The sequence below is a fragment of the Sphingomonas zeicaulis genome (genome assembly GCF_050433225.1).
GTDB classification, from domain to species: Bacteria; Pseudomonadota; Alphaproteobacteria; order Sphingomonadales; family Sphingomonadaceae; genus Sphingomonas_D; species Sphingomonas_D zeicaulis.
The window spans coordinates 339,978-361,350 of sequence record NZ_JBNPXQ010000005.1 but is presented as its reverse complement, the minus strand read 5'-3'; the positions used below and the strand labels follow the sequence as shown (position 1 = coordinate 361,350).

Below are 21,373 nucleotides of genomic sequence, written 5' to 3'. Positions count from 1 at the left end.
TTCCGGTCAGGCGGTAACGAGTTGGGGCGTCGGTGCCTTGTGCAGGCGGCCGCCCTGCATGATCATGCGGATCCGCGCGGCATCCTGCAGGATGGCGACGTCCTGCGTGGGGTCCCCGTCGATCAGCAGCAGATCGGCGATATAGCCGGGCTTCACCTGACCCAGTTCGTCACCCATGCCCATCAGCTCGGCACCCAGCATCGTTGCAGCGTTCAAAGCCTCGGCGGGGGTGAAGCCATAATGGGTCACGAAGTGCTGGAGATCGCGGGCGTTGCGCCCATGCGGGTTGAACGGGAAGCCATAATCGCCGCCGATCAGCACGCGCACGCCGCGCCGCCGCAATTCGGGCACCAGCTTCGCCTCGAGTGCCAGCCGTTCGGCCGCGCTCGCCTTCATCGCGCTCATGTCGATATGCGGGGGCGGTGTCGCTTCGATCGCCGCGACCGAAACACCGGGGCCGGGGGCGTAGAAGAACGCGTCCTTCTTCGCCGCCATCGCGTCGATCGCGGCCTCATCGGCGAAGGAGCAGTGGTAGAGGATGCGCGCGCCGGCCTCCAGCGCGAGGGAGATTGCGCGCGGCGAGTAAGTGTGCGCGGCGATCCAGAGGCCGGCATCCTTCGCGGCCTCGCCAGCCGCCTGGATCTCGGCATCGGTATAGAGGATGTCGCCGGACGATCCGGGCTTCAACGCATCCTCGCCCGAGATGACCAGCTTGACCGACTTGACGCCCTCGTCCCGGCAATAGGCCATGAAGGCGCGCATCGCATCCGGCCCGCGGCCGTTGAAGATGTCGCCGGTCTCGACGCCTTCCTCGCCTTCGGGGCTGCGTTCCAATGTGGAGGGCACCAGCCGCGGGCCGGGGGTTTCGCCGGCGGCGATGGCGCGGGCGAGTTCGGGTTCGATCCCGTCGCCGAGCGCGCCCGCCGAATAGAGGCTGGTGAAGCCATGGTCGAGCAGCACGCGGGCGTTGCGCCAAGCCGCAACCTTCAGTTCCTCGGGCGGCAGGATGAACTGGTGATAGATCTTCTCGACCGAGGAGCCCCAGGTGAGGTGGGTGTGGGCATCGATCATGCCGGGCATCAAGGTGCCGCCATTGCCGTCGATCTCGCTCTCGGCGGTCACGCCGGCATCGTCGGCCAGCACGGCGGCGACGCGGTTCCCCTCGACGATCACGGCACCCGCGAACGGCGCGGCGCCCGTGCCATCGAAAATCCGGATGTTGCGGATCAGCTGCCGCACGACATTCTCTCCCTATGTCTGTGCAGCCTGTATGCGCCCGCTCAGACCATAAGAAAAATAATGATTTTTGGTGACATCATAGCTTGGAGCTATGGATCACGATGTCCAGCAGCGCCTGCCCGAGGTGCGACAGCCGTCGGCCCTTCACCTTGCGAATGCCGATGCTGCGCGGGAAGACCGCTTCCGTGATCGCGATCGCGCGGAGCACGCCGATCGAGAGTTCGGCGGCGGCGACCTTCATCGGCAATATTGTCATTCGGCTGCTGCCGCGCACGATCGCCTTGGTGGTGAGCAGCGAGTCGCAACGGATGCTGTCCTGCGGCACCGAGGTGTCGCTGGCGAGGAACAGCGCGTCGATCTGGCGGCGGAACGCGCCGCGTGCCTCGGGCAGCACCCAGCGCTTGGCGGCGACCTCGCGCAACGACAGTTCGGCCGGCAGATGATCGTTGGCGCGCCCGACGATCAGCGCGAAGGGATCGCGCGAGAAGGTATGCTCCTCGATATCCTCGGGCGGTTCCTCGATGCCGGTGGTGACGAAGGCGAGCTCGATGTCGCCCTTGTGCAGCATCTCGCCCAGGTCATGGTCGGGGCGCTCGACGGCGTGCAAGGTGAACTGACCGACCTTGTCCTCCAGCCGCCGCACCGCATCGGGCAGCAGGCTGACGAGCGCGCCCGGCGTGCCGCCGACGCGGAGCGGCCCGAGCATGCCCTGCCGCGCGAGCCGCACCTCCTCCTCGGCGTCGCGCAGCAGCGAATCCAAAGCATCGGCGCGGCGCAGCAGCACCTCGCCCTCGATCGTCAGATTGATGCCGGTGCGCGATCGCGCGAACAGGCTGCTGCCGAGCGACTGCTCGAGCTGCGCGATCGCGTTCGAGACGGAGGGCTGCGACAGATTGAGCACCCGCGCGCCGCCGCTGATCGACCCCGCCCGGCACACCGCCAGAAAGACGCGAAGGGCGCGAGGGTCGATCATGGCGAACCCTTATCGGAACCGCACGGTCGCCGCCATCCCGGTGCGTCCGCTTGGAGATCCCGCGTCATCGGTGGACGAATAGTGGATAGCCTTCGACGCAGGCTCAACGCGGTTCGGGGTCGGTCCCCGCAGGATCCGTCGTCTCCGCGAAGCATTCGATCAGCAGATCCGTGAGCACCCTGATCTTGCGCGCGGGGTGCTGGCCGGGCGGGCGGACGATGAAGATGCCGGCGGGCGGCGGCGGATGGTTGGGCATCACCTGGACGAGCGCCCCCGAGGCAAGATGCTCCTGCGTCAAGCCATCGGGGACATAGGCGATGCCGAGGCCGGCGATGGCGGCCGCGACCAGAGCGGTGCCGTTGTCCGCCTTGAAGCGGCCCTGCGGGCGGACGGTGACGATCCGGTCGCCGTCCGTCAGTTGCCACGCCTCGGTACCCTGCATCAGCGCCTCATGCGCGCCGAGTTCATCCGGCGTTTCGGGCGTGCCATGCGCGCTGATATAGCTCGGGCTGGCAACCAGCTTGCCGTAGAGCGGCCCGATGCGCCGCGCGATCAGATTGCTGTCCTGCAGATAGCCGACCCGGATGCCGCAATCATAACCCTCGGACACGATATCGACGAAGCGATCGGTGTAGCAGGTGTGGATGTGGAGCAGGGGATGGCGGCGTGCCATTTCGGCGAGCACCGTCGCGAAATGGGTCGGGCCGAAGGTCAGCGGTGCGGCGACGCGCAGCCGGCCGCGCAACTCTCCGGCGGGCAATATGGTCTCGCGCGCGACATCGATCTCGATGCAGGCCCTTGCGGCATAGTCGCGAAAGGTCATGCCGGCCTCGGTCAGCGCCGCGCCCCGCGTGGTGCGCGCGAGAAGCTGGACGCCGAGTTCGGCCTCCAGCCGCGCCAGCCGCCGGCTGACGATCGACTTGGAGATGCCGAGGCGCAGCGCGGCGGGTGAGATGCCGCCGGCATCGGCAACTTCCACGAAGGTCTGAAGCTCTTCGATATCCATTGCGACGTTCCTGTTTCTGCGACACGGCTTGGCTCGGACCGGCGCTACCGCATCGCGGCGGAGACCGGCAATGCTTGGGAGCAGCAATTGCTCAAAACGCGCGTGCGTGCCGCTGCGGGCTGATCTATCGAGGAATGGCTCGAAGAAACGCGCCATCCCCGTCCGCCGTCACAGACGCTCGCCATGCCTGACGGCGGCCATCGATCGGTTCAGTCGGTTTGCCGCCGTTCAATACAGGGCGGCGGCTTCGATCTAGAGGCTTAGGTCGAGCAACCCGCCGCCAAACAGGCGGTCGCGCGAATTCTTGATGTGGCCGCGCATTTCGGCCGCGGCGGCCTCGCCGTCGCCGCGGCGGATCGCGTCGACGATGCGGTCATGTTCCTCGAGCGATTCTGAAAGCCGACCGGTCGGGCTGAGCAGCGCCATGCCATGGAGGTGCATGCCCACCGCGATCTGATCACGCAGGCCGAGCAGCACCGTGGAGAAATACTGGTTGTTCGCGGCCGCTGCGATCGCCAGGTGGAATTCGAAATCGATATCCTCGCGATGCGTGTTGCTCGCGGTGGCCCCTTCCAGCCGTGTCAGGATCGTCTCGAGCTGCTCGATCATCGCGGCGTTGCGCCGGCGCGCGGCGAGCATCGCAGTGGCGGTTTCGATGGTCTCGCGAAATTCGAAACAGCGCTGGATGTCAGCGATCGTCTCGGCCGGGCGGAACACCGAGGCCGTTTCGCGGGTGTCCGCCTGGCTGCGCACGAAGCTGCCGGCGCCCTGCCGCGAATAGATGATGCCGTCATCGCGCAATCGCCGCAGCGCATCGCGGACGACCGGGCGCGACACCTCGAACGACTTGGCAAGCTCATATTCGCTGGGGAGCTTGGATTCCTGGACATAGTGGCCGCTCGAAATCCATTCGAACAGTTTCTCGTAAACCATGTCGGACAAGGTGCCGCCGCGCCCCTGCGGCTCATTGCTCTCGTGCGCCGGCCGCGCGAGCCATGCGGTCGTTTCGTCGCTTGGGTCCGTCCTCATGATGAAGTTGTAACCCTCGTGGCCTTGGGAAGACAATCAGCATCGTCTGTCTGAACTTGTAAAAAAAAGGACGCCAGCGGTGCTGGGCCGCTGGCGCAGGGGGAGGCTCGGTTGCGCGTCGCCGCGGGGCAGGTGGAGGGCGGCTCGCGGCGCTGAACGCGCTAAATTGATTTGGCAAACGAGATCGTGGCTCATCCTCTCGCGGGACTTGCTTGCGTCCCGATTTGTATGTCGTATGACCTATGCATAATCCGCTATTACAGGTTGATCAAGAGGTAAAGTGAAGCGGCTAAGGTTTTGTGCGGTGCATACGCGTCGAACGATAACGGATTTATGGTAAAACACTGAATATAATAGCAATTTGGAGTGCAGGCAGCTTACGTTGGCGGATTGCCAGGTTGACAAACATGTTCAGCCAAGCAACGAAGATGCCGCAATTTGAATCGCGCGAAGCGATGGAGGGGGCCATGGATCTGTCGCGTCGCAACATGCTCGGAGCCTCGATGATCGCGGGTGCCGCGCTTGCGGCACCGGCTGCCGCGGCAACCAAGGGGCTGCCGCGGATCGAGCGCTGGGATATTTTCGAGATCGAGCTGGCTGGGCCGGCGCAAGGCAATCCGATCGACGATGTCACCCTGTCGGCGCGGTTCGTGTGTGGCAACCAGGATCTCGTCATTCCCGGCTTCTACGATGGCGAGGGCGTCTACCGCATCCGCTTCAGCCCGCTGTCGATGGGCGTATGGACCTGGCGGAGCGCCAGCAATGTCGAGGCGCTCGACGGGCGTTCGGGCCAGTTCCGCTGCATATTGCCGGGGCCTGACAATCATGGCCCGGTGCGGATCACGCCGGACGGCTATCATTTCGCCTATGCCGATGGCACGCCGTTCCGCCAGATCGGCACCACCTGTTACAGTTGGGCGCAGCAGTCGGACGAGAAATGCGCCGAGACGCTGGCGACGTTGAAGGCTTCGCCGTTCAACAAGATCCGCATGTGCGTGTTCCCCAATGTGGAATCGGTTGCGAAGGATCCATTCGTCACCACCGGCAGCGGCCCCGCGGACTGGGATCCGCATCGCCCGGACCCCGCATATTTCCGGCGCTTTGAAGATCGGGTGGCGAAGCTGCGCGCGCTCGGCATCGAAGCGGACGTCATCCTCTACCACCCTTATAACAAGTCGCGCCGCTTCTCGGACATGACGCGCGCAGACGATGAGCGCTACCTGCGCTACGTCGCCGCGCGGTTCGGCGCGTGGCGCAATGTCTGGTGGTCGATGGGCAATGAGTATGACGGCGTCAAAACCAAGACGATGGCGGACTGGGATCATCTGTTCCAGGTGCTGCAGGCGTCTGACCCACATGACCGGCTGCGCTCGATCCACCAGATCAATGACTATTACGATCATCGCAAGCCGTGGATCACTCATGCCAGCATCCAGAACGGCAGCGCCGTACTCGACGATGCCCGCGCGCAGCCGCACCGCAATTTCGCGCAGAAGGCGGTGATCTTCGACGAGGTGCTGTACGAGGGCAATTCGCAGCGCCGCTGGGGACAATTGTCGGGCGAGGAACTGGTCACGCGTTTCTGGTGGGGCACGATCGCCGGCACCTATGTCGGGCACAGCGAAACCTATTCGGCACCGGGCCGCACCGACCAGTCCTGGCTGGGGCAGGGCGGGACCTTGCAGGGCAGCAGCGCGCCGCGCCTCGCCTTCCTGCGCAAGATATTGGAGACGGCGCCAACACCGGGGATCGAGCCGATCGAGACCTGGTACGAGCATCATCTCGGCGGTAAGCCCTTCGAATATTATCTGCGCTATTTCGGTGACGCCGCGCCCGCCGCGTGGGACGTGGTGCTGCCTGGCCGCGACGACGATCCGTTCCGCACCTATCGCGTCGATATCATCGATACCTGGAACATGACGGTCACGCCGGTCGATGGCGTGTTCAAGATGGCCGTGCGCGATCACTATACCCACCATGATCCCACCCGCCCGAGCCTGGCGCTGCCTGGCCGGAAGTGGATCGCGGTGCGCCTGACGAGGGTCTGATGATGCTGATTTCCCGCCGTTCCGCCGTCGGCGCCGTTGCCGGCGCGCTCGTCGCCGCCACCCAAGCCCCGGTGCGCGCGGCCGTCGTCGCGCGCCCGCGCGACGGCATCTATAATGTCCGCGATTTCGGTGCGCGCGGTGACGGCAAGACGCTCGACACCGATGCGATCAACGCCGCGATCCGCGATGCCAGTCGCGCCGGCGGCGGCACGGTGCTGCTGCCGCCGGGCCATTATCTCTCCTTCTCGATCCGTCTGCTGAGCAATGTCACCTTGCTGCTTGGCCGCGGCTGCCTGCTGGAAGCCGCCGATCCGGACGTGCATCGCGGCAGCTATGACCTGCCCGAGAGCGATTTCGTCGAGCAGTTCCAGGATTTCGGCATCACCCAGTTCCACTGCAGCCTGATCTATGCCGACGACGCCGAGAATATCGCGATCGGCGGACAGGGGCGGATCTTCGGCAAGGGCTTGCGCCGTGACGATGCCGGCGCCTTCTGGCATGGCCTGCCGGATTATCGCTCCCCCGCCGAGCGCGGCCTGAGCCCGCGCGAGGCGCGACTGACCTATCCGAACCAGAAGAAGATGGAAGGACAGGGCATTCGCGCCGTCGGCATCAAGGATTGCCGCAACGTGCGGCTGGCCGATTTCACCGTGCTGCAGGGCGGTCATTTCTCGGTCCACCTGCTCGGCGTGACCAACGCGGTGCTCGACGGGATCACCGTCGACACCAATCGCGACGGCATCGACATCGATTGCTGCCGCGACGTGATTGTCTCCAACTGCGTGGTCAATGCGCCGTTCGACGATGCGATCGTGATCAAGGCCAGCTATGCGCTGAACCGCAAGATCCTGTGCGAGAACATCACCATAACCGGCTGTCGGACGAGCGGTTTCGACGTCGGTACGTTGCTCGACGGCAGCTTCCGCCGCGAATTTCGCTGGGATCGCATCATCGGCCGGATCAAGCTGGGCACCGAGAGCAATGGCGGTTTCCGCAACATCCTGATCACCAACTGCCGCTGCGAACATAGCCGAGGCATATTGATGGGCGTGGTCGATGGCGGCGTGCTGGAGGACGTGACCGTCTCCAACATCAGCCTGCACGAACCGCTCAACCATCCGCTGTTCGTCCGCCAGGCCGCACGGATGCGTGCGCCCAAGGGAACGACGGTCGGCGCGTGCCGGCGCGTGGCGTTCAGCGACATCTTCGCTTCAGGTGCGGACGCGCGCTTTCCGTGCGGCGTGGCGGGCATCACCGATGGCTGGATCGACGACGTCAGCTTCGACAATGTCAACATCCGCAGCGCCGGCGGCGGCACCGAAGCCGACGCCGCGCTGGTCCCGCCCGAGCGGCGGGAGTCGAGCCTCGAAGTCAGCTTCCTCAAGACCTTGCCCGCCCACGGCCTGTGGGCGCGTCACGCTACCAATTTGCGGCTGTCGTCGGTCACGTTCGAAACCGACAAGCCCGACGCACGGCCGGCGGTGGTGCTGGAAAAGGTGCGCGGCGCAGTGATCGACGGCATGCGCACGGGGGTGGAACCCGCGCGGGCGGTGCGGCAGGTGGAATGCGAAGGGGTTGAGACGAGGGGGCTGACGCGGTTGGTGTGAGGCGGTTGCTTTTCCCCTCCCCTTCAGAGGAGGGGATATCTATTCCGCCTCAATCCAGCCCACATCACCCTTGAAGAACGCCTCCAGCGTCCACCCGGCCGCCTCGGCTTCGGTGAACTGGTGACTCCGCCGATCGCGGGTCGCCGGTGACGCACCCGGCCCGGTCGAGCGATATTCCGCATAATAGGCGGTATCGAGCGTCTTCGAGCGGTCCGGATACCATTCGCGCCAGCCCGCGGGATCGACAGCCGCGTCCATCCGCGTGTCGAGCCAGATGACCCGCGCATAAGGGCGCCAGGCGCGGCCGAGGAAGATGCCGCTGTCGGTCTCGGCGGTCAGGCGGCAATCCTTGAAGACGAACGCGCTGTCCTCGTCGGGCGAATTGCGGCTCTGTGCGGTATAGAACACATTGTCGCGCTTGAGGCCGTGGAGCTGGCAGCGCTCGAAATAGGCCTTGGCGTTGCCGAACACGAAATCGACATGCCCCTCGACATAGCAGTCGCGAAAGACGTGGCGGGCGACCTCGTTCTGCGGGTGGACAAGGTAGAGCGTGTCCTGGGTGGAGAGAATGCGGACGCGGGTGAACACCGCGCGGTCTCCCGAAACTGCCAGCGCAACCGCCTGCGCATTGGGATGCGCCGGATCGCGCGACCAGTCATTGCTGATCGTCAGATTGTCTGCGCGGAAGCCGTTGGCCGCGACATAGACGCTCGGCGTCGCATAGGTGTTGCCGACATTGATCGAGCTGTCGCCATAGACGAGTTCCACCGCTTCCGGCGTGTCGCCGGTGCCGACGAGATGGACGTTGGGCTTGGTGATCCACAATTTCTCGCGATAGGTGCCCGGATCGATCCGCACGGTGCCGCCCATCGGCGGCAGCGCCTCGATCGCGGCGCCGACGCTGCGATGCGCGCCGTGCGCGGTGGGCGAGACGCGAACCGTCTCCGCGTGCGCCGCGGTGACGCCGCAGCACAACAGGAGCAACGCCGCCAGCCATCGCATCCTGATCATGCGGGCGACCAGGTTTCGCTGTTGATGGTCACGCCCTGCGCCTGCACTTGCGCATGTTCCAGGCGGTTGCCCTGCTTCACCTTCTCGAACGTGCAGTCGACGATTCGCACCGCGTCGATCGGCAGTTCGGCATAACCCCGGATGTCGAGCGCGTAGAGGCTCGATCCGCTGCGAACGTTCCGCATCGTCACCCCGCCCACGCGCCGCGGCGGGAAGGGACCCTCATTGGGTTTCATGCCGCGCTCGCTGTAGAGCAGGCTGATCTCCAGCACGCCTTCGCCGACGCCGTCGACCACCACGTCGCGGAACAGCACATTCTCGATATAGCCGCCGCGCCACGAATTGCTCTTGAGCCGCAGCGCGCGCAGCAGATCCGATCCGCCCATGCGACAATCGCGGACATAGACGTTGCGGATACCGCCCGAGGCCTCGCTGCCCAGCGAGACGCCGCCATGTCCGTCACGCATGCGGCATTGCTGCACGACGATGTTCTCGCTCGGTACATTGACCCGGCGGCCATCATGGTTGCGGCCGCTCTTGATCGCGATGCAGTCATCGCCTGTGGTGAAGTCGCACTGCTCGATCAGCACGTCGCGGCAGCTTTCGGGATCGCATCCGTCGCTGTTGGGGCCCAGCGAGTTGAGGGTGACGCCACGAATGGTGACGTTGGTGCACAGCACCGGATGGATCAGCCACATCGGCGAGGCGATCACCTTCGGCCCGTCGATCAGCACGTTGCGGCAGCGATAGGGCTGGATGAAGCTCGGCCGCAGATAGGCGCCGGGGCCCATCAGCCGCTCGGCCGGCGGTGCGCCCTGTTCGGCCATGCGCGTCAGCCGCTCCAGCGCCTCGCGGCGGCCGGCCTTGATCTTCTGGTCGTCGGTATAGATCCAACCCCACCAGTTGGACCTGTCGGCGGCGCCATCCAATGTGCCGGGGCCGGTGATGGCGACGTCGGTCGCGTCCAGCGCGTAGATCAAGGGCGCATAGTTCATGCACTCCACGCCCTCGAAACGGGTCAGCACCATCGGCAGATAATCTTGCGGCGCGGTGGAGAAGCGCAAGGTCGCGCCCTCGGCGACGTGGAGGTCGACCTTGCTCAACAGGCGGATGCCGCCGGTGGGCCAGGTGCCCGCTGGAACGAGCACGCGGCCGCCGCCCCCCGCCGAACAGGCCTTGATCGCGGCCTTGATCGCCGCGCTGGTCTTCGTCTTGTCCGCCTGGTCGGCGCCATAACGGCGGATGTCGAACTGGCGCCGGGGGAAACGCGGCGGCTTGATCCGCGCGAGGATCCGTTCGGCCGGGGCCCAGTCATCCTCCTCGGCGGCGGCCGCGCACGGGCCGGCCATCCAGGCGGCGGCGGTCAGCCCGGCGGCGCCGCCAAGCAGGGTGCGTCGGTCGAACGATGGAAATCCAGTCACGCGTCGGGTTCCTCCTTGAGGGTCCAGCCGGTGTCGCCTTCGAAGAAGGCGTCGAGCGTGTAGCGCGCCGCCTCTTCCGCGCTCAGCGTGCGCATGTTCGATCGCGGCGGTGCGCCGGCGGCATAGTCGGTACGATATTCGGCGAAGGTCACGGTGCGGGCATCGTTGGTGAGCCCCGGCTTCCACTCACGCCAGCCGCCGGGCGCCATCTCCGCCTCGACGCGGCTGTCGATCAGCACCATCGTCGCATAGGGGCGCCACGGCCGGCCGAAATAGACGCCGGCGGGCGCGCGGCCGGCGGTGAAGCGGCAGCGATTGAACACGAAGCCGCCGCGCTCGCCCGGCGCGTTGCGGCTGGGCGCGGTGTACATCACCGTATTGTGATCGACGCCATGGATCGCGCAATTGTCGAAGAAGGTGCGGCCATTGCCGAAGATGAAATCGACATGACCCTCGATCCGGCAGTTGCGGAAGAGCTGGCGGGTCGTCCGCCCCGGCGGTGCCGCGAGATAGAGCGTGTCTTGTCCGCCGAGCACGCGGACATCATCGAACACCGCACGATCGCCTGAAACCGCGAGCGCCACGGCCTGCGACGATCCGTGCGCCGGATCGCTCTCCCAATCATTGACGAAGCTGAGGTTGTGCGCGCGGAAATCGTCGCCCGAGACATGGGCGGTGCTTGAGGCATAGATCGAGCCGCTGGTCGCCGCACTCTCGCCGGCGACGATCACCACATCGCCGGGTTCGGCGCCGGTGCCGATCAGCCGCACATGCGCCCGGCGAATGTTCACCTTGCCACGATAGGTTCCCGGCGCGATGCGGATCGTGCCGCCCGCCGCCGGCAGCGCGTCGACCGCCTCCTGCACGCTGCGATAGGCGCCCTTCGCGGTCGTGGAGACGGTCAGCGGCCGTCCGGCGACAGCAAGCTGCGGGCTCGCCACCAACAGCAGCGCCGCCAGCCCCATGGTCCAACGCCTCATGCCTCTTCCCACTGCACCCGTACCACTGCGGCGCCGACACCGTGCCGGCCGGGCTTCTGGCTGGTCAGGAGCAGCCGGACGCGATCGGTCTCCACCGGCGCAAATGCGATGCGGTTGCGCCCGGTTGTCGGCTTCACCGGATCCGCCACCGCCTGTTCGGCCGTGCGCCATTCGCCGTCGCGCCACAGCGTGACCGCGGCCGCGGTCGGCGCCTTGTGGCGTTTCTCATCCTCATAGCCATCCCACCACAACGCGCCGATGCGGATCGGCTTCGGGAAGGTGAGTTGCAGCCAGTCGGTATCCAGGCCCGAGCTGTAGAAATCCCAGATGCCGTCCGCATCCTCCTCGCCCAATACCGCGCCCGGCGGTTCGGCCTTGTAGAAGGAAGCGGTGACAGTGACGCGGTCGACCGGCCCCGGTCCGATCTCATCCCGCAGCGGCGCGACCGGTGCAGAGACAGCGGGGGTCCGCCCCGGCAGATCGGCGGTGAGTGGCCCCAGTGTGGCGCGGCGGGCGAGCAGCTTGCCACCGACCAGCAGCCGCAAGCCGGCCTCTCCATAACGTGCGCCGGTGCGATCCCAGATGATCGACACGTCATGGCCGCGATAGCGCACGTCGCGCAGCGCGAAATAGTCCCACGTGCCCGGCGGCACCAGTGGCTTCACCCGGACCCGCCCGTCGCTCGCCGGGCGCAGCCCGACCAGTCCGCTGATCACCAGATCGGGGAAGGTCGAATGATTGTAGCCGGCGGTTTCGCTGGTCCAGTGACCGTTGATCGGCTGTATGCTTTCCCCGATCCACGGCTGCCGCACGCCATCGACGGTGCGGTAATGCGAGCGGGCATAGGTCAGCAGCGTCTCGAAATAATCGACGACGCCAATGGGAGCGGGATGGCCGCTGTCGAGCAGGTTGGCGAGCGCCACCAATGTCTGGCTGGTCGCATAGGGCCAGGATGACCCGTTCCAGCGCGAATCATCCTCGACCAGTTCGAAGCGCGGGCTCCGCCGCTCCAATGTGGTGGGGCCATAGGGCGCGCGGAAGCCGGCGGGATCCTTGAGCTGCGCCCAGGCGCTTGCGAAGCGCGCATCGGGCAAGTCGAAATACCAGGGGATATAGCCGACCAGTTCGCGCTCGCCGGAAAAGCGACCGTCCGCCTCCAGCACCGTGTCGAAGAAGCGCGTTTCCGGGTTCCACAATTTGTCCTGCACCAGCGCCTTGAGCGCTGCGGCGCGATCGTCATAGCGCGCGGCGATATCACCGGCGCCGATCGCGCGGCTGATCGCAGCGATCGCGCGCGCGTCGCCAAATTGATAGGCGTTGAGCGTCGGGCGGAGCCCCTGCGGACCGCTCGCCGCTTCCTCCATCCCGTCATTGACCGCAAGCTGCGTGTAAAGGCCGGACGGGCGGCGGAAGACATCCTCCCACGCATGATAATTGTGGATCAGCGGCTGGATCAGCGCGCGCGCCGCGCCGGCCTCGGGATGGACCTGATCCAGCGCCCGCGCGGCGCTCGCCATCCAGCAACTGAAGCCGCGCAGCGGCGCATCGCGATTGGTGAGCCAGAACCGCAGATAATCGTGCATCGGCGTCGGGTCACGCAGCCAGCGGCCGTCATAGACATGGTGCGCGGCGGCATCGACGATGGTGTTGTGCAGCCCCGCCCAGGTGACGTGGTACGGAAACTCCCACACCACCCAGCCATCGGATGAGCGCTTTAGGCTGTGGAAATAGCTGCGCCAGCGGAAATAATAGATTTCGCTGAAGCCGGCATCGGGGCAGTCGAACAGCGGCGCCTGCGCGGTAAGCCATGCCCGCTCGCGCGCGTCGCCGAGATGGTGTGCGAGGTCCTCCCACTCCGGCAGCCGCGTGCGTGTCGCGCCCAGCGCGGGCGCCGCAACCGCCGCTGCCATGCCCGCCAGAAACGCTCGCCGTCCTGTCTCGATCATGCCGAAACCCGTGCGATCGCGTCGGCGAGGCCGGCAAGGATGGCATAGAGGGACCAGATGCCGATCGCCGCGATCACGCACAGGATCAGCTTCTCCCACCAGCGATTGACATAGTCCGCCAGCATGAAGCGCTTGCTGGAGGTGAGCATCAATATGCCGAGCAGGATCGGCGGCAATGTGAGTGCGGTGACCACGCTGGTGCCGAAGATGCTGATATGAACGAGGTCGGGCGCGCCCGGCATGGTGATCAGCAGCGGCACGACGATCAGGAAGGCCACCATCGCGCGGCGGAACCAGGGATCCTCCTCGACGCGCGCGAAACGCTGCCCGCGTGACGTGGCGAGGTGCAGGCCATCGAACATCATCCGCGCGAAGCCATGCGCCTGTGCGGGAAAGCTCGTCACCGCCTTCAGCGCGAAGGCGATCCACAGCAAGGAGGGGCCGATCGGGCCGACCGCATGATGCATCATCGCCGCGAGGCCCGCCTCGCTGGAAACCGTGATGCCGCTGTCACGCACGGTCTCGGCAGCGACGATCCAGATCAGCAGGTTGATGATCAGCAACGGCAGCATGCCGGTGAGCAGGTCGAACTGCTGCACCGGGCGATGCTTCGGCTCGTTCCAGCCGCGCTCGGCCATGAAATAGGGGTAAAGCAGGTTGGCCGCCGAGCCGCCGATCGTGCCGATCGTCGCGACCGCGATGAACAGCGCGTCGAACGGGCCATTGTCCGCCGGCACCGCGAAGGTCAGCCCCTGCACCAGCGCGACGATGTCGATGCGGCCGATGCGGATCAGCGCGAAGGCGAAGGAACCGATGATGACGATCGAGGCAATGCGCGCGCTCCATTCGAGGAAGCGGAAGGCGCTGCCGCGGGTCAGCACGATCGCGGTGACCAGCACGATCGGCAGCCCCCACCAGAAATGGCCCCACTCGCCGCCGCGCCGTCCGGCCAGCTCATAGAGGCCGACGGTGCCCGCGCGCAGGAAGGCAGCCTGCACGATCACGCCGTAGATCAGCATCATCACCGCAAAGAAGGCGGGGAACCCCTTCCAGATGCGACGATAGCCAGCCATCAGCGACTGGTCGCCGAAGCGGTTCTGCAGCTTGTACTTGGCGATGGCGGAAATCATGAAATAGCGCGCGCCGAGTGCGACGAGCAGCGTCCACATCAGCGCATAGCCGTAATTCGCGCCGGACACGCTGGAACTGATGAGATCCCCGGTGCCGAGGAAGGTCATCGCCAGCACCAGCCCGGGGCCGAAGCCGCGCACGAAGCGGAAGCGTGGTGCGCGCGCAGCCGGCGGAGGCGCCGTGACGTTTGTGTCCACGGGAAGGGCGCTGGTGGCGCTCATGCTGCGACGCCCCGCTGCGCCGGCGACGCGGCCGCGACGATCGCGACCAGCGCGTCGGCGGCGCCGAACCCCCCGGACTTGGTGACGATATGCATATCGCTGTCGGGCGGCCGGCAGATCGGTGCGCCGGGCAGCACCTCACCTTCGGGCACCAGCAGGTCGATGCCGAGCGCGCGCAATGTGGCATGCGCGGTGTCCCCGCCGGAAAGGAACAGCGTTGCCGGCCGGTTGCGCGCGACGAGCGGTGCGACGCCGCGCGCCAGCCGCGCCGCGCAGGCGGTGGGCTCGTGCACCGCACCATCGTCGGTCGCACGCAGCAGCATCACCGGCGCTTCGGGCAGGCGGCGGCCGACATAGCCGCCGGGCGCCGGGCAATCGACGATGCCGGGCCGGTCGAGCAGCGCCTCTACCTGCGCCAGCGCGATCGGGTCGCGTGAGCCGACCACCAGCAGCAGCGGCTGCAACGGCGTTGCCGCCGGCCGCGGGGCAATGCCGGCTTCGACAGCAAGTTCGGCGGCCAATCCTTGCGCCATGCCACGCGCGCCGACGCCGAGCACCGCGTTACCGGCGGCCAGCAAGCGCCGCGCGAGCGCACGCATATCCTGCATATCCTCGCCATCGGCGATGTCGGCAGGCGGGCCATCCAGGCGCGCCGCGACCGAGATCGGTGCGGCGACGCCCTTACCGGTCACCTGCCCGCCCCGCACGATGCGGTATTGATCGGGTGCGGCCGGGCAGACCAGTGCGCGGGTTCTGCCGGAATGTTCGAGAAGAGCGGCGATCATCGCCGCGATCGGGCCCTTGAGCCGCGAATCAACCTTGACCATCACCAGCCGCGGCTGTGCTACTGCGAGCGCAGCCCAGATCCCGGCCATGCGTGCGCCGACCTCGGCAGGCGCGCGATGCCGCGTGTCGCTGTCGATCACGATGATATCCGCATCGGTCGCCAACGCCTCGGCGATCGCACCGACATCGAGCGCAACGATGGTCGAAAGGCCGGCAGTGCGGAAGGGGGCGGCGCTGTCCAGCGCGCCGGTCAGGTCATCCGCAATCATCACGATCGGGGCGCGTGCCATCACTCTCTCCCTGTGGGTTGCCCACGATCTTTGCGTCGGTTGGCGTGAAGCTTGTCTACACATGTTATCTTTGCATCGTCAACGCGCTTAACGCTTTTCCGACTATGCCCGCTCTAATTGAAGCATCCGACATGACAACTCGATTGACAAGCTAACCAATCGATGAGACTCGCTGCGGGCAAGAACAGCGACGCGGAGCGGATTCATGGTGCGAGAAGGGCCGGCAGCGCGGGCCATCACGATATCGAGCGGCGATCCCGCCGGCGTGGGGCCGGAAATCGTCTGCCGCGCGCTTCGCGATCTCGATGAAACGGAGTGGCCGAGCATCACCGTCGTTGGCGATCGCGCGGTCATGGAGCAGGCGGCGCGGCTGACCGATACCGGACTGCGCTTCAGCGATCGCGGCGAGCCCGGCTCCGTGCGACTGGCGGATGTGCCGCTTGCCGCGCCGGTCGCGTTCGGCCGGCTCGATCCGGTGGCGGGGGATGCCGCCTATCGCAACATCGCTCGCGCGGTCGACTTGATCGGCGAGGATGGCAGCTGCCTCGTCACCGCACCGATCAACAAGGCGTCGCTCAACGCCGCGGGCCATCATCATGACGGCCATACCGGGCTGCTCGCGCACCTTACCGGTCAGAAGGCGGCGTTCATGCTCCTCGCCTCGGAGCGGCTTTCCACCATCCACGTCTCCACCCATGTCTCGCTGAAGGATGCGATCGGGCGCGTGCAGCCGCCGCGCATCAGGGCGACGATCGAGGCCGGCTGGCAGCATCTCCGCCGGTTGGGGCTGTCAGCGCCGCGCATCGCCGTCGCCGGGCTCAACCCGCATTGCGGCGAGAACGGCCTGTTCGGCAATGAGGATGATATCGCGATCGCGCCCGCCGTCGCCGAGGCGCGCGCCGCCGGCATCGAAGTGACCGGGCCGATTTCGCCGGATACCGTGTTCTATCGCGCCTCACAGGGCGAGTTCGACCTGGTCGTCGCGCAATATCATGATCAGGGGCACATCCCGACCAAGCTGATCGCGTTCGACACGACGGTGAACGTCTCGCTGGGGCTGCCGGTCGACCGCACCTCGGTCGATCATGGCACCGCGTTCGATATCGCCGGCACCGGTCGCGCCTCGCACGTCAACATGCTTGCCGCGATCGGCTATGCTCGCCGGCTGGCGCCGCGCGATGCCGCGGCGCCGGTGGAGCAGGCGGCATGAGCGCGGGTCCCGCCGTCGCCGGCGTCTATTGCGCCGCCTTCACCGCGATCGACGCGCATGGCGGCCTCGATCTCGGCCGTACCGCCGGCCATGCGCGGTCGCTGATCGAGCAGGGGTGTGATGGTGTCGCGCTGCTCGGCACCACCGGGGAGGCGAACAGCCTGTCGCAGGCCGAGCGCCGCGCGGTGCTGGAAGCGGCGATCGCCGCCGGCGTGCCTGCGAACCGCCTGCTGCCCGGCACCAGCGCCTGCGCGATCGGCGAGGCGGTGGAGTTGACCCGCCACGCCCGCGCCTGCGGCGTCGAGACGGTGCTGCTGCTGCCGCCCTTCTATTATCCCGATCCGACATTGGCCGGGCTGGTCGATTTTTACAGCCGCGTGATCGACGCCACCGCGGCGGACGGTCTTCGCGTGCTCCTCTACCATATCCCGCAGATGACGGGCGTGCCGATCACTGCCGAACTGATCATGGCGCTGCTCGATCGCTATCCTGGCGTGATCGTCGGCCTAAAGGACTCGGGCGGCGATCTCGATCGCATGATCGCGCTGGTCGACGCGTTTCCCGATTTCGCGGTGCTGGCGGGCGCCGATCATCTCCTCGGCCCGCTGCTCCGCGCCGGCGGAGCGGGCTGCATTACCGCCACCTCCAATTTGATCGCGCCGCTGCTCGCCGAGCTGCACGGCCGCATCATGCGCGGCGAGGGCGTGGAGGCAACGCGGGCGCTGGAGCGCCACATCGGCGATACGCGCAGCCTGTTCCAGCGCTGGCCGCAGATCGCCGCGCTCAAGGCGGCGCATGCCTTGATCCAGGGCGATCCCGCCTGGGCCAATGTCCGCCCGCCGCTGCAATCGCTCGACATCATCCAGCAGGCCGAACTGCGCGACGTGATGGTGAGCCAGAATATGCTGAACGATCAAACTCTCCGGGAAAATATCGCATGACCGTTCTTCGCCCCGCCCTGCTCGCCGGCGCTGCACTCACGCTGCCGACCGCCGCCATCGCTGCACCGGGCGATGCGCCAGCAATGGTCGAGATTCCGGCCGGATCCTTCCTGATGGGCGCGGACGCCAGCGCCTCGCGCGACTGGTTCAACGAGCGGCCGCAGCACAAGGTCACGATCAGCCGTCCGTTCAAGATCGCCGCGCATGAAGTGACGATCGAGGATTGGCGCCGCTTCCGCCCCGATACGCCGATCACCGATGACCTCGCGCCCTATGTCGCGGGGATCAGCTGGGACGATGCGCAAGCCTATGCGGCATGGCTCTCCAAACAGACCGGGCGCAATTATCGCCTGCCGACCGAGGCGGAATGGGAATATGCCGCGCGCCTCGTGGCGGGTGGCGACGCGCGTTATGCGAAGCTGGAAGGCATCGCGAGCGGTCCGCTGGAATGGACCGCCGATCGCTTCGCGCCTTATCCGGCGGCGGACCAGACCGATCCGACGGGCGCCGCGACAGGCCCGCTTCGCGTCGTGCGCGGCGGCCGCATCGGGTTCAACCCGACACGCGCAAAGAGCGATCCTGCAATCGAGATCGATTACCTCAAGCCTGAGGCGCGGCTGGCGATGCCGCCCTCGACCGCGCCCTTTGTCGCCGCGCCGGAATCGGGCGGCGCCCATTCGATCGGCTTCCGGCTTGTGGAAGGGCCGGCACCACGCGCCAACATGCTCGCACCCACCCCGCCGCTGAACGCCGTCGGCATTCGGCAGGACGTGTCGACCGCGAAGATGGGCCCCGATCCAGCCAAGCCCTATTTCCGCCGGCGTGCCTATCTGCCGACGCCGTTCGACGACACCGGCGGCAAGACGACCGACCAGTCGGGCTGGGACGCCTTCTATCGCAACCATCAGCACAGCCCCGGCATCGCCGTGATGCCCAATGGCGATGTGCTGATCGCGATCTATACCAGCTATCACGAATATGAGGCCGGCACCCAGATCATCGCGACGCGATTGCGCCATGGTGCCGATCAATGGGATCCGCCTTCGCCCTTCATCGACATGGTCGGGCTCAACGATCATGCGCCGCTGTTGATGCGCGATGGCGAAACGGTGCGCTTCTTCTGGGGATCGCCCTATCTCGGCAATCAGGAATGGGGGCCAAAGGGCTTTCCCTTCCAGCAGATAACGAGCACCGACAATGGTGCAACCTGGTCCGACATCCGCTTCGCCGAGGTTCGGGGCAGGGTGGGGCCGCATAACCGCCAGCCGATCAACAGCGCATTCCGCGACAGCAAGGGCCGGTTGCTGCTCTCCAGCGATGCCGGCACGCAGGAAAGCATCACCGCGAGCAGCGACAACCAGGCGATGCTGTGGGCGAGCGAGGATGACGGCAAGACGTGGCGCGACACCGGCGGCCGCAGCTTCGGCCGGCACACGACCTTCGTCGAGGCGAAGGACGGCCGCATCCTCGGCTTCGGCGGCAAGAACACCGACATCGACGGCTTCATGCCGCTGTCCACCTCCACCGATGGCGGCAAGACCTATACGCGATCCAAGCTGCCCTTTCCGGCACTGGGCTCGGGGCAGCGGCCGATGGTGCTGCGCCTGCAGAGCGGCCGGCTGCTGATGATTGGCGACTATGTGCGCGCCAAGCCGATCGTGAAGCCGGTGCCGCAGCGCGGTTCCTATGTCGCCGTGTCGAACGACGATGGCGCGACCTGGACCTTCAAGTCGCTGCCCGGCACCCGGCCGCACGAGCGCGCCGATCGCGGCAAGGCGATGGAGGGGGGCACCGTCGGCTATGTCGCCGCGGCGCAGGGGCCGGATGGGGTGATCCACGTCGTCACCTCGGTTACCCACCCGTCGGTCGCCTTCGCCTTCAACGAGGCGTGGCTCGACGCGCCGGCGGACGCCGCGCCGTCGGAAACGACGATGCAGGCCAATGATGTCACCGCGATCACCGCACGCAAGAGCTATGAGGAACGCTATCCCGGTGGTGCGTTGCGCGGCCGCTGGCAGGGCGGGCGCGGCAGCAATGGCGCGCTGGTGATGGATGGCGCGCAGAGCTGGTATTATCCGGACGGCAAGCTGCAGTGGGAGGTGAGCTACACGCTCGGCCGCCCGAGCGGCACCGAGAAGGAATATGATCCCCAGGGCAAACTGATCTCGCAGCGCGATTATCAGCCTGACGGCCGCTTCGTGTGGACGCGCTGGTGGCCCAACGGCAACCGCCGCAGCATCTCGCACTGGAACGGCCAGGATGCGGAGGGCCGTGCGCAGACCTGGTCGATCGATGGCAAGCCGCTGACCGACGCGGTTTTCAAGGATGCCGTATTGCCGGGACAGGGCTATCCCGGCGCGGTGCCGCCGGAGCCGTGGCAGTGACCGAAGGGCTGCTGCTTCGACCCATCGTCATCGGATCGCCCGCCGCGATCCACATCGGTCCCGGTACCGCCGCCGAGGTGGGGCGGGCGGCAGCCGCGCGCGGCATTCAGCGCGCATTCGTGATCGCCGACCCGTTCAATGCCACGCGTGTCGACAGTCTGGCGCTGGGGTGCCGCGTCGACTGTTTTGCCGACCTGCCCGGCGAGCCCGATACCCACATGCTTGCGGCGGCGCGTGTGCTGGCGAACGAATTCGCGCCTGATCTGGTCGTCGGCTTCGGCGGCGGCAGTGCGATGGACCTCGCCAAGCTGGTCGCGGTGCTGGTCGGATCGGCACTGCGCCCGGACGAGATCGTCGGCGTCGGCCGGACCCCGGCGCGCGCAGTGATGCTGGCGCAGGTGCCGACAACCGCTGGCACCGGCAGCGAGGCGGGCACCCGAGCGCTCGTCACCGATGCCGAGACCGGCGCCAAGCTGGCGGTCGAGAGCCTCGAGATGCTGGCCGATCTGATCGCGCTCGATCCGCACATGACAGCGACCTTGCCGCCGCAACTCACCGCGGAGACCGGTATCGATGCGCTGGCGCATTGCGTGGAATCCTTCACCAGCGCGCGCGCGCATCCGGTGATCGATCTTTATGCGCGCGAGGGCATCCGCCTGATCGGCCGCTACCTCCACCGCGCCGTGAAGGATGGCGGTGATCTGGAGGCACGCACCGGCATGGCGCTCGCCGCGCTCTATGGCGGCTATTGCCTGGGCCCGGTCAACACCACCGCCGGCCACGCCATCGCCTATCCTCTCAGCACCCGCCATGGCATCGCGCATGGCCGCGCAAACGCCATCATCTTCCCGCATACGCTGGCGTTCAACGCAGGCACCATCCCCGAGCGCACGAACGAGATCCTCTCCTTGCTCGAGCTGGAGGCGGCCGGCGCAAATGCGGTGTTCGAGGTCGCCCACCGCTTCTGCCGCGATCTCGGCATCGATATGCGGCTGACCAGCGAGCAGGTCGCGGACGGAGACCTCGAAGCGATGGCGAGCGAAGCCGCCGCCATTCGCCGCCTGCTCGATCACAATCCCCGCATCGTCACGCGGGAGGATATCCTGCACATGTATCGGGCGGTGATCTGACGGCGGAAGACCGTGTGTCG

16 protein-coding genes are annotated in these 21,373 nt (G+C 66.7%); 6 read left to right on the top strand and 10 right to left on the bottom strand.

Annotated elements, in window-relative coordinates:
• Positions 1 to 6: 6 nt before the first annotated feature.
• The 4 genes from FHS96_RS18475 to FHS96_RS18460 form a co-directional block, all read right to left on the bottom strand.
• Positions 7 to 1,239 (bottom strand): amidohydrolase family protein, encoded by a 1,233-nt coding sequence (locus FHS96_RS18475; RefSeq protein WP_429594902.1) that lies wholly within the window; start codon positions 1,237 to 1,239, stop codon positions 7 to 9.
• 76 nt (positions 1,240 to 1,315) lie between these two features.
• Positions 1,316 to 2,212 (bottom strand): LysR family transcriptional regulator, encoded by an 897-nt coding sequence (locus FHS96_RS18470; protein WP_429594899.1) that lies wholly within the window; start codon positions 2,210 to 2,212, stop codon positions 1,316 to 1,318.
• A gap of 103 nt (positions 2,213 to 2,315) precedes the next feature.
• A complete protein-coding gene (locus FHS96_RS18465) occupies positions 2,316 to 3,218 on the bottom strand; it encodes a LysR family transcriptional regulator (RefSeq protein ID WP_429594896.1) in 903 nt (300 codons plus the stop codon).
• 252 nt (positions 3,219 to 3,470) lie between these two features.
• On the bottom strand, positions 3,471 to 4,247 hold the full coding sequence (locus FHS96_RS18460; protein ID WP_429594893.1) for a FadR/GntR family transcriptional regulator: 777 nt from the start codon (positions 4,245 to 4,247) through the stop codon (positions 3,471 to 3,473).
• A 467-nt stretch (positions 4,248 to 4,714) separates the two neighbouring features.
• Here FHS96_RS18460 and FHS96_RS18455 point away from each other — a divergent pair, with 467 nt between their 5' ends.
• Positions 4,715 to 6,295: an apiosidase-like domain-containing protein gene (locus tag FHS96_RS18455; protein ID WP_429594891.1), complete on the top strand. Its 1,581-nt coding sequence runs from the start codon at positions 4,715 to 4,717 to the stop codon at positions 6,293 to 6,295.
• Positions 6,295 to 7,902, top strand: coding sequence for a rhamnogalacturonidase (locus tag FHS96_RS18450; protein WP_429594888.1), 1,608 nt, complete (start codon positions 6,295 to 6,297; stop codon positions 7,900 to 7,902). The genes FHS96_RS18455 and FHS96_RS18450 overlap by 1 nt, the downstream gene beginning before the upstream one ends.
• Positions 7,903 to 7,941: 39 nt before the next feature.
• Here the strand turns inward: FHS96_RS18450 and FHS96_RS18445 are convergent, their stop codons facing one another.
• From FHS96_RS18445 to FHS96_RS18420, 6 genes are read right to left on the bottom strand one after another with little or no spacing between them, the layout of a single operon-like run.
• Positions 7,942 to 8,913, bottom strand: coding sequence for a pectinesterase family protein (locus FHS96_RS18445; RefSeq protein WP_429594885.1), 972 nt, complete (start codon positions 8,911 to 8,913; stop codon positions 7,942 to 7,944).
• Positions 8,910 to 10,334, bottom strand: a complete 1,425-nt coding sequence (locus FHS96_RS18440) for a glycoside hydrolase family 28 protein (RefSeq protein ID WP_429594882.1) — start codon at positions 10,332 to 10,334, stop codon at positions 8,910 to 8,912. The genes FHS96_RS18445 and FHS96_RS18440 overlap by 4 nt, the downstream gene beginning before the upstream one ends.
• Entirely contained in the window at positions 10,331 to 11,314 is a 984-nt protein-coding gene (locus FHS96_RS18435) for a pectinesterase family protein (protein ID WP_429594879.1), read from the bottom strand. The genes FHS96_RS18440 and FHS96_RS18435 overlap by 4 nt, the downstream gene beginning before the upstream one ends.
• Positions 11,311 to 13,260, bottom strand: coding sequence for an MGH1-like glycoside hydrolase domain-containing protein (locus FHS96_RS18430; protein ID WP_429594876.1), 1,950 nt, complete (start codon positions 13,258 to 13,260; stop codon positions 11,311 to 11,313). The genes FHS96_RS18435 and FHS96_RS18430 overlap by 4 nt, the downstream gene beginning before the upstream one ends.
• Positions 13,257 to 14,612, bottom strand: a complete 1,356-nt coding sequence (locus FHS96_RS18425) for an Nramp family divalent metal transporter (RefSeq protein WP_429594873.1) — start codon at positions 14,610 to 14,612, stop codon at positions 13,257 to 13,259. The genes FHS96_RS18430 and FHS96_RS18425 overlap by 4 nt, the downstream gene beginning before the upstream one ends.
• A complete protein-coding gene (locus tag FHS96_RS18420; protein ID WP_429594870.1) occupies positions 14,609 to 15,688 on the bottom strand; it encodes a four-carbon acid sugar kinase family protein in 1,080 nt (359 codons plus the stop codon). The genes FHS96_RS18425 and FHS96_RS18420 overlap by 4 nt, the downstream gene beginning before the upstream one ends.
• Before the next feature lie 205 nt (positions 15,689 to 15,893).
• Here FHS96_RS18420 and pdxA point away from each other — a divergent pair, with 205 nt between their 5' ends.
• Genes pdxA through FHS96_RS18400 form a run of 4 tightly spaced genes read left to right on the top strand, consistent with a single transcriptional unit; the run spans position 15,894 to position 21,353 of the window.
• Complete coding sequence (gene pdxA / locus FHS96_RS18415; RefSeq protein WP_429594867.1) at positions 15,894 to 16,898, top strand: 4-hydroxythreonine-4-phosphate dehydrogenase PdxA; 1,005 nt, start codon at positions 15,894 to 15,896, stop codon at positions 16,896 to 16,898.
• Positions 16,895 to 17,839, top strand: coding sequence for a dihydrodipicolinate synthase family protein (locus tag FHS96_RS18410; RefSeq protein WP_429594864.1), 945 nt, complete (start codon positions 16,895 to 16,897; stop codon positions 17,837 to 17,839). The genes pdxA and FHS96_RS18410 overlap by 4 nt, the downstream gene beginning before the upstream one ends.
• Positions 17,836 to 20,223, top strand: a complete 2,388-nt coding sequence (locus FHS96_RS18405; protein ID WP_429594861.1) for an SUMF1/EgtB/PvdO family nonheme iron enzyme — start codon at positions 17,836 to 17,838, stop codon at positions 20,221 to 20,223. The genes FHS96_RS18410 and FHS96_RS18405 overlap by 4 nt, the downstream gene beginning before the upstream one ends.
• Positions 20,220 to 21,353 (top strand): iron-containing alcohol dehydrogenase, encoded by a 1,134-nt coding sequence (locus FHS96_RS18400; protein WP_429594858.1) that lies wholly within the window; start codon positions 20,220 to 20,222, stop codon positions 21,351 to 21,353. The genes FHS96_RS18405 and FHS96_RS18400 overlap by 4 nt, the downstream gene beginning before the upstream one ends.
• Positions 21,354 to 21,373 lie beyond the last annotated feature (20 nt).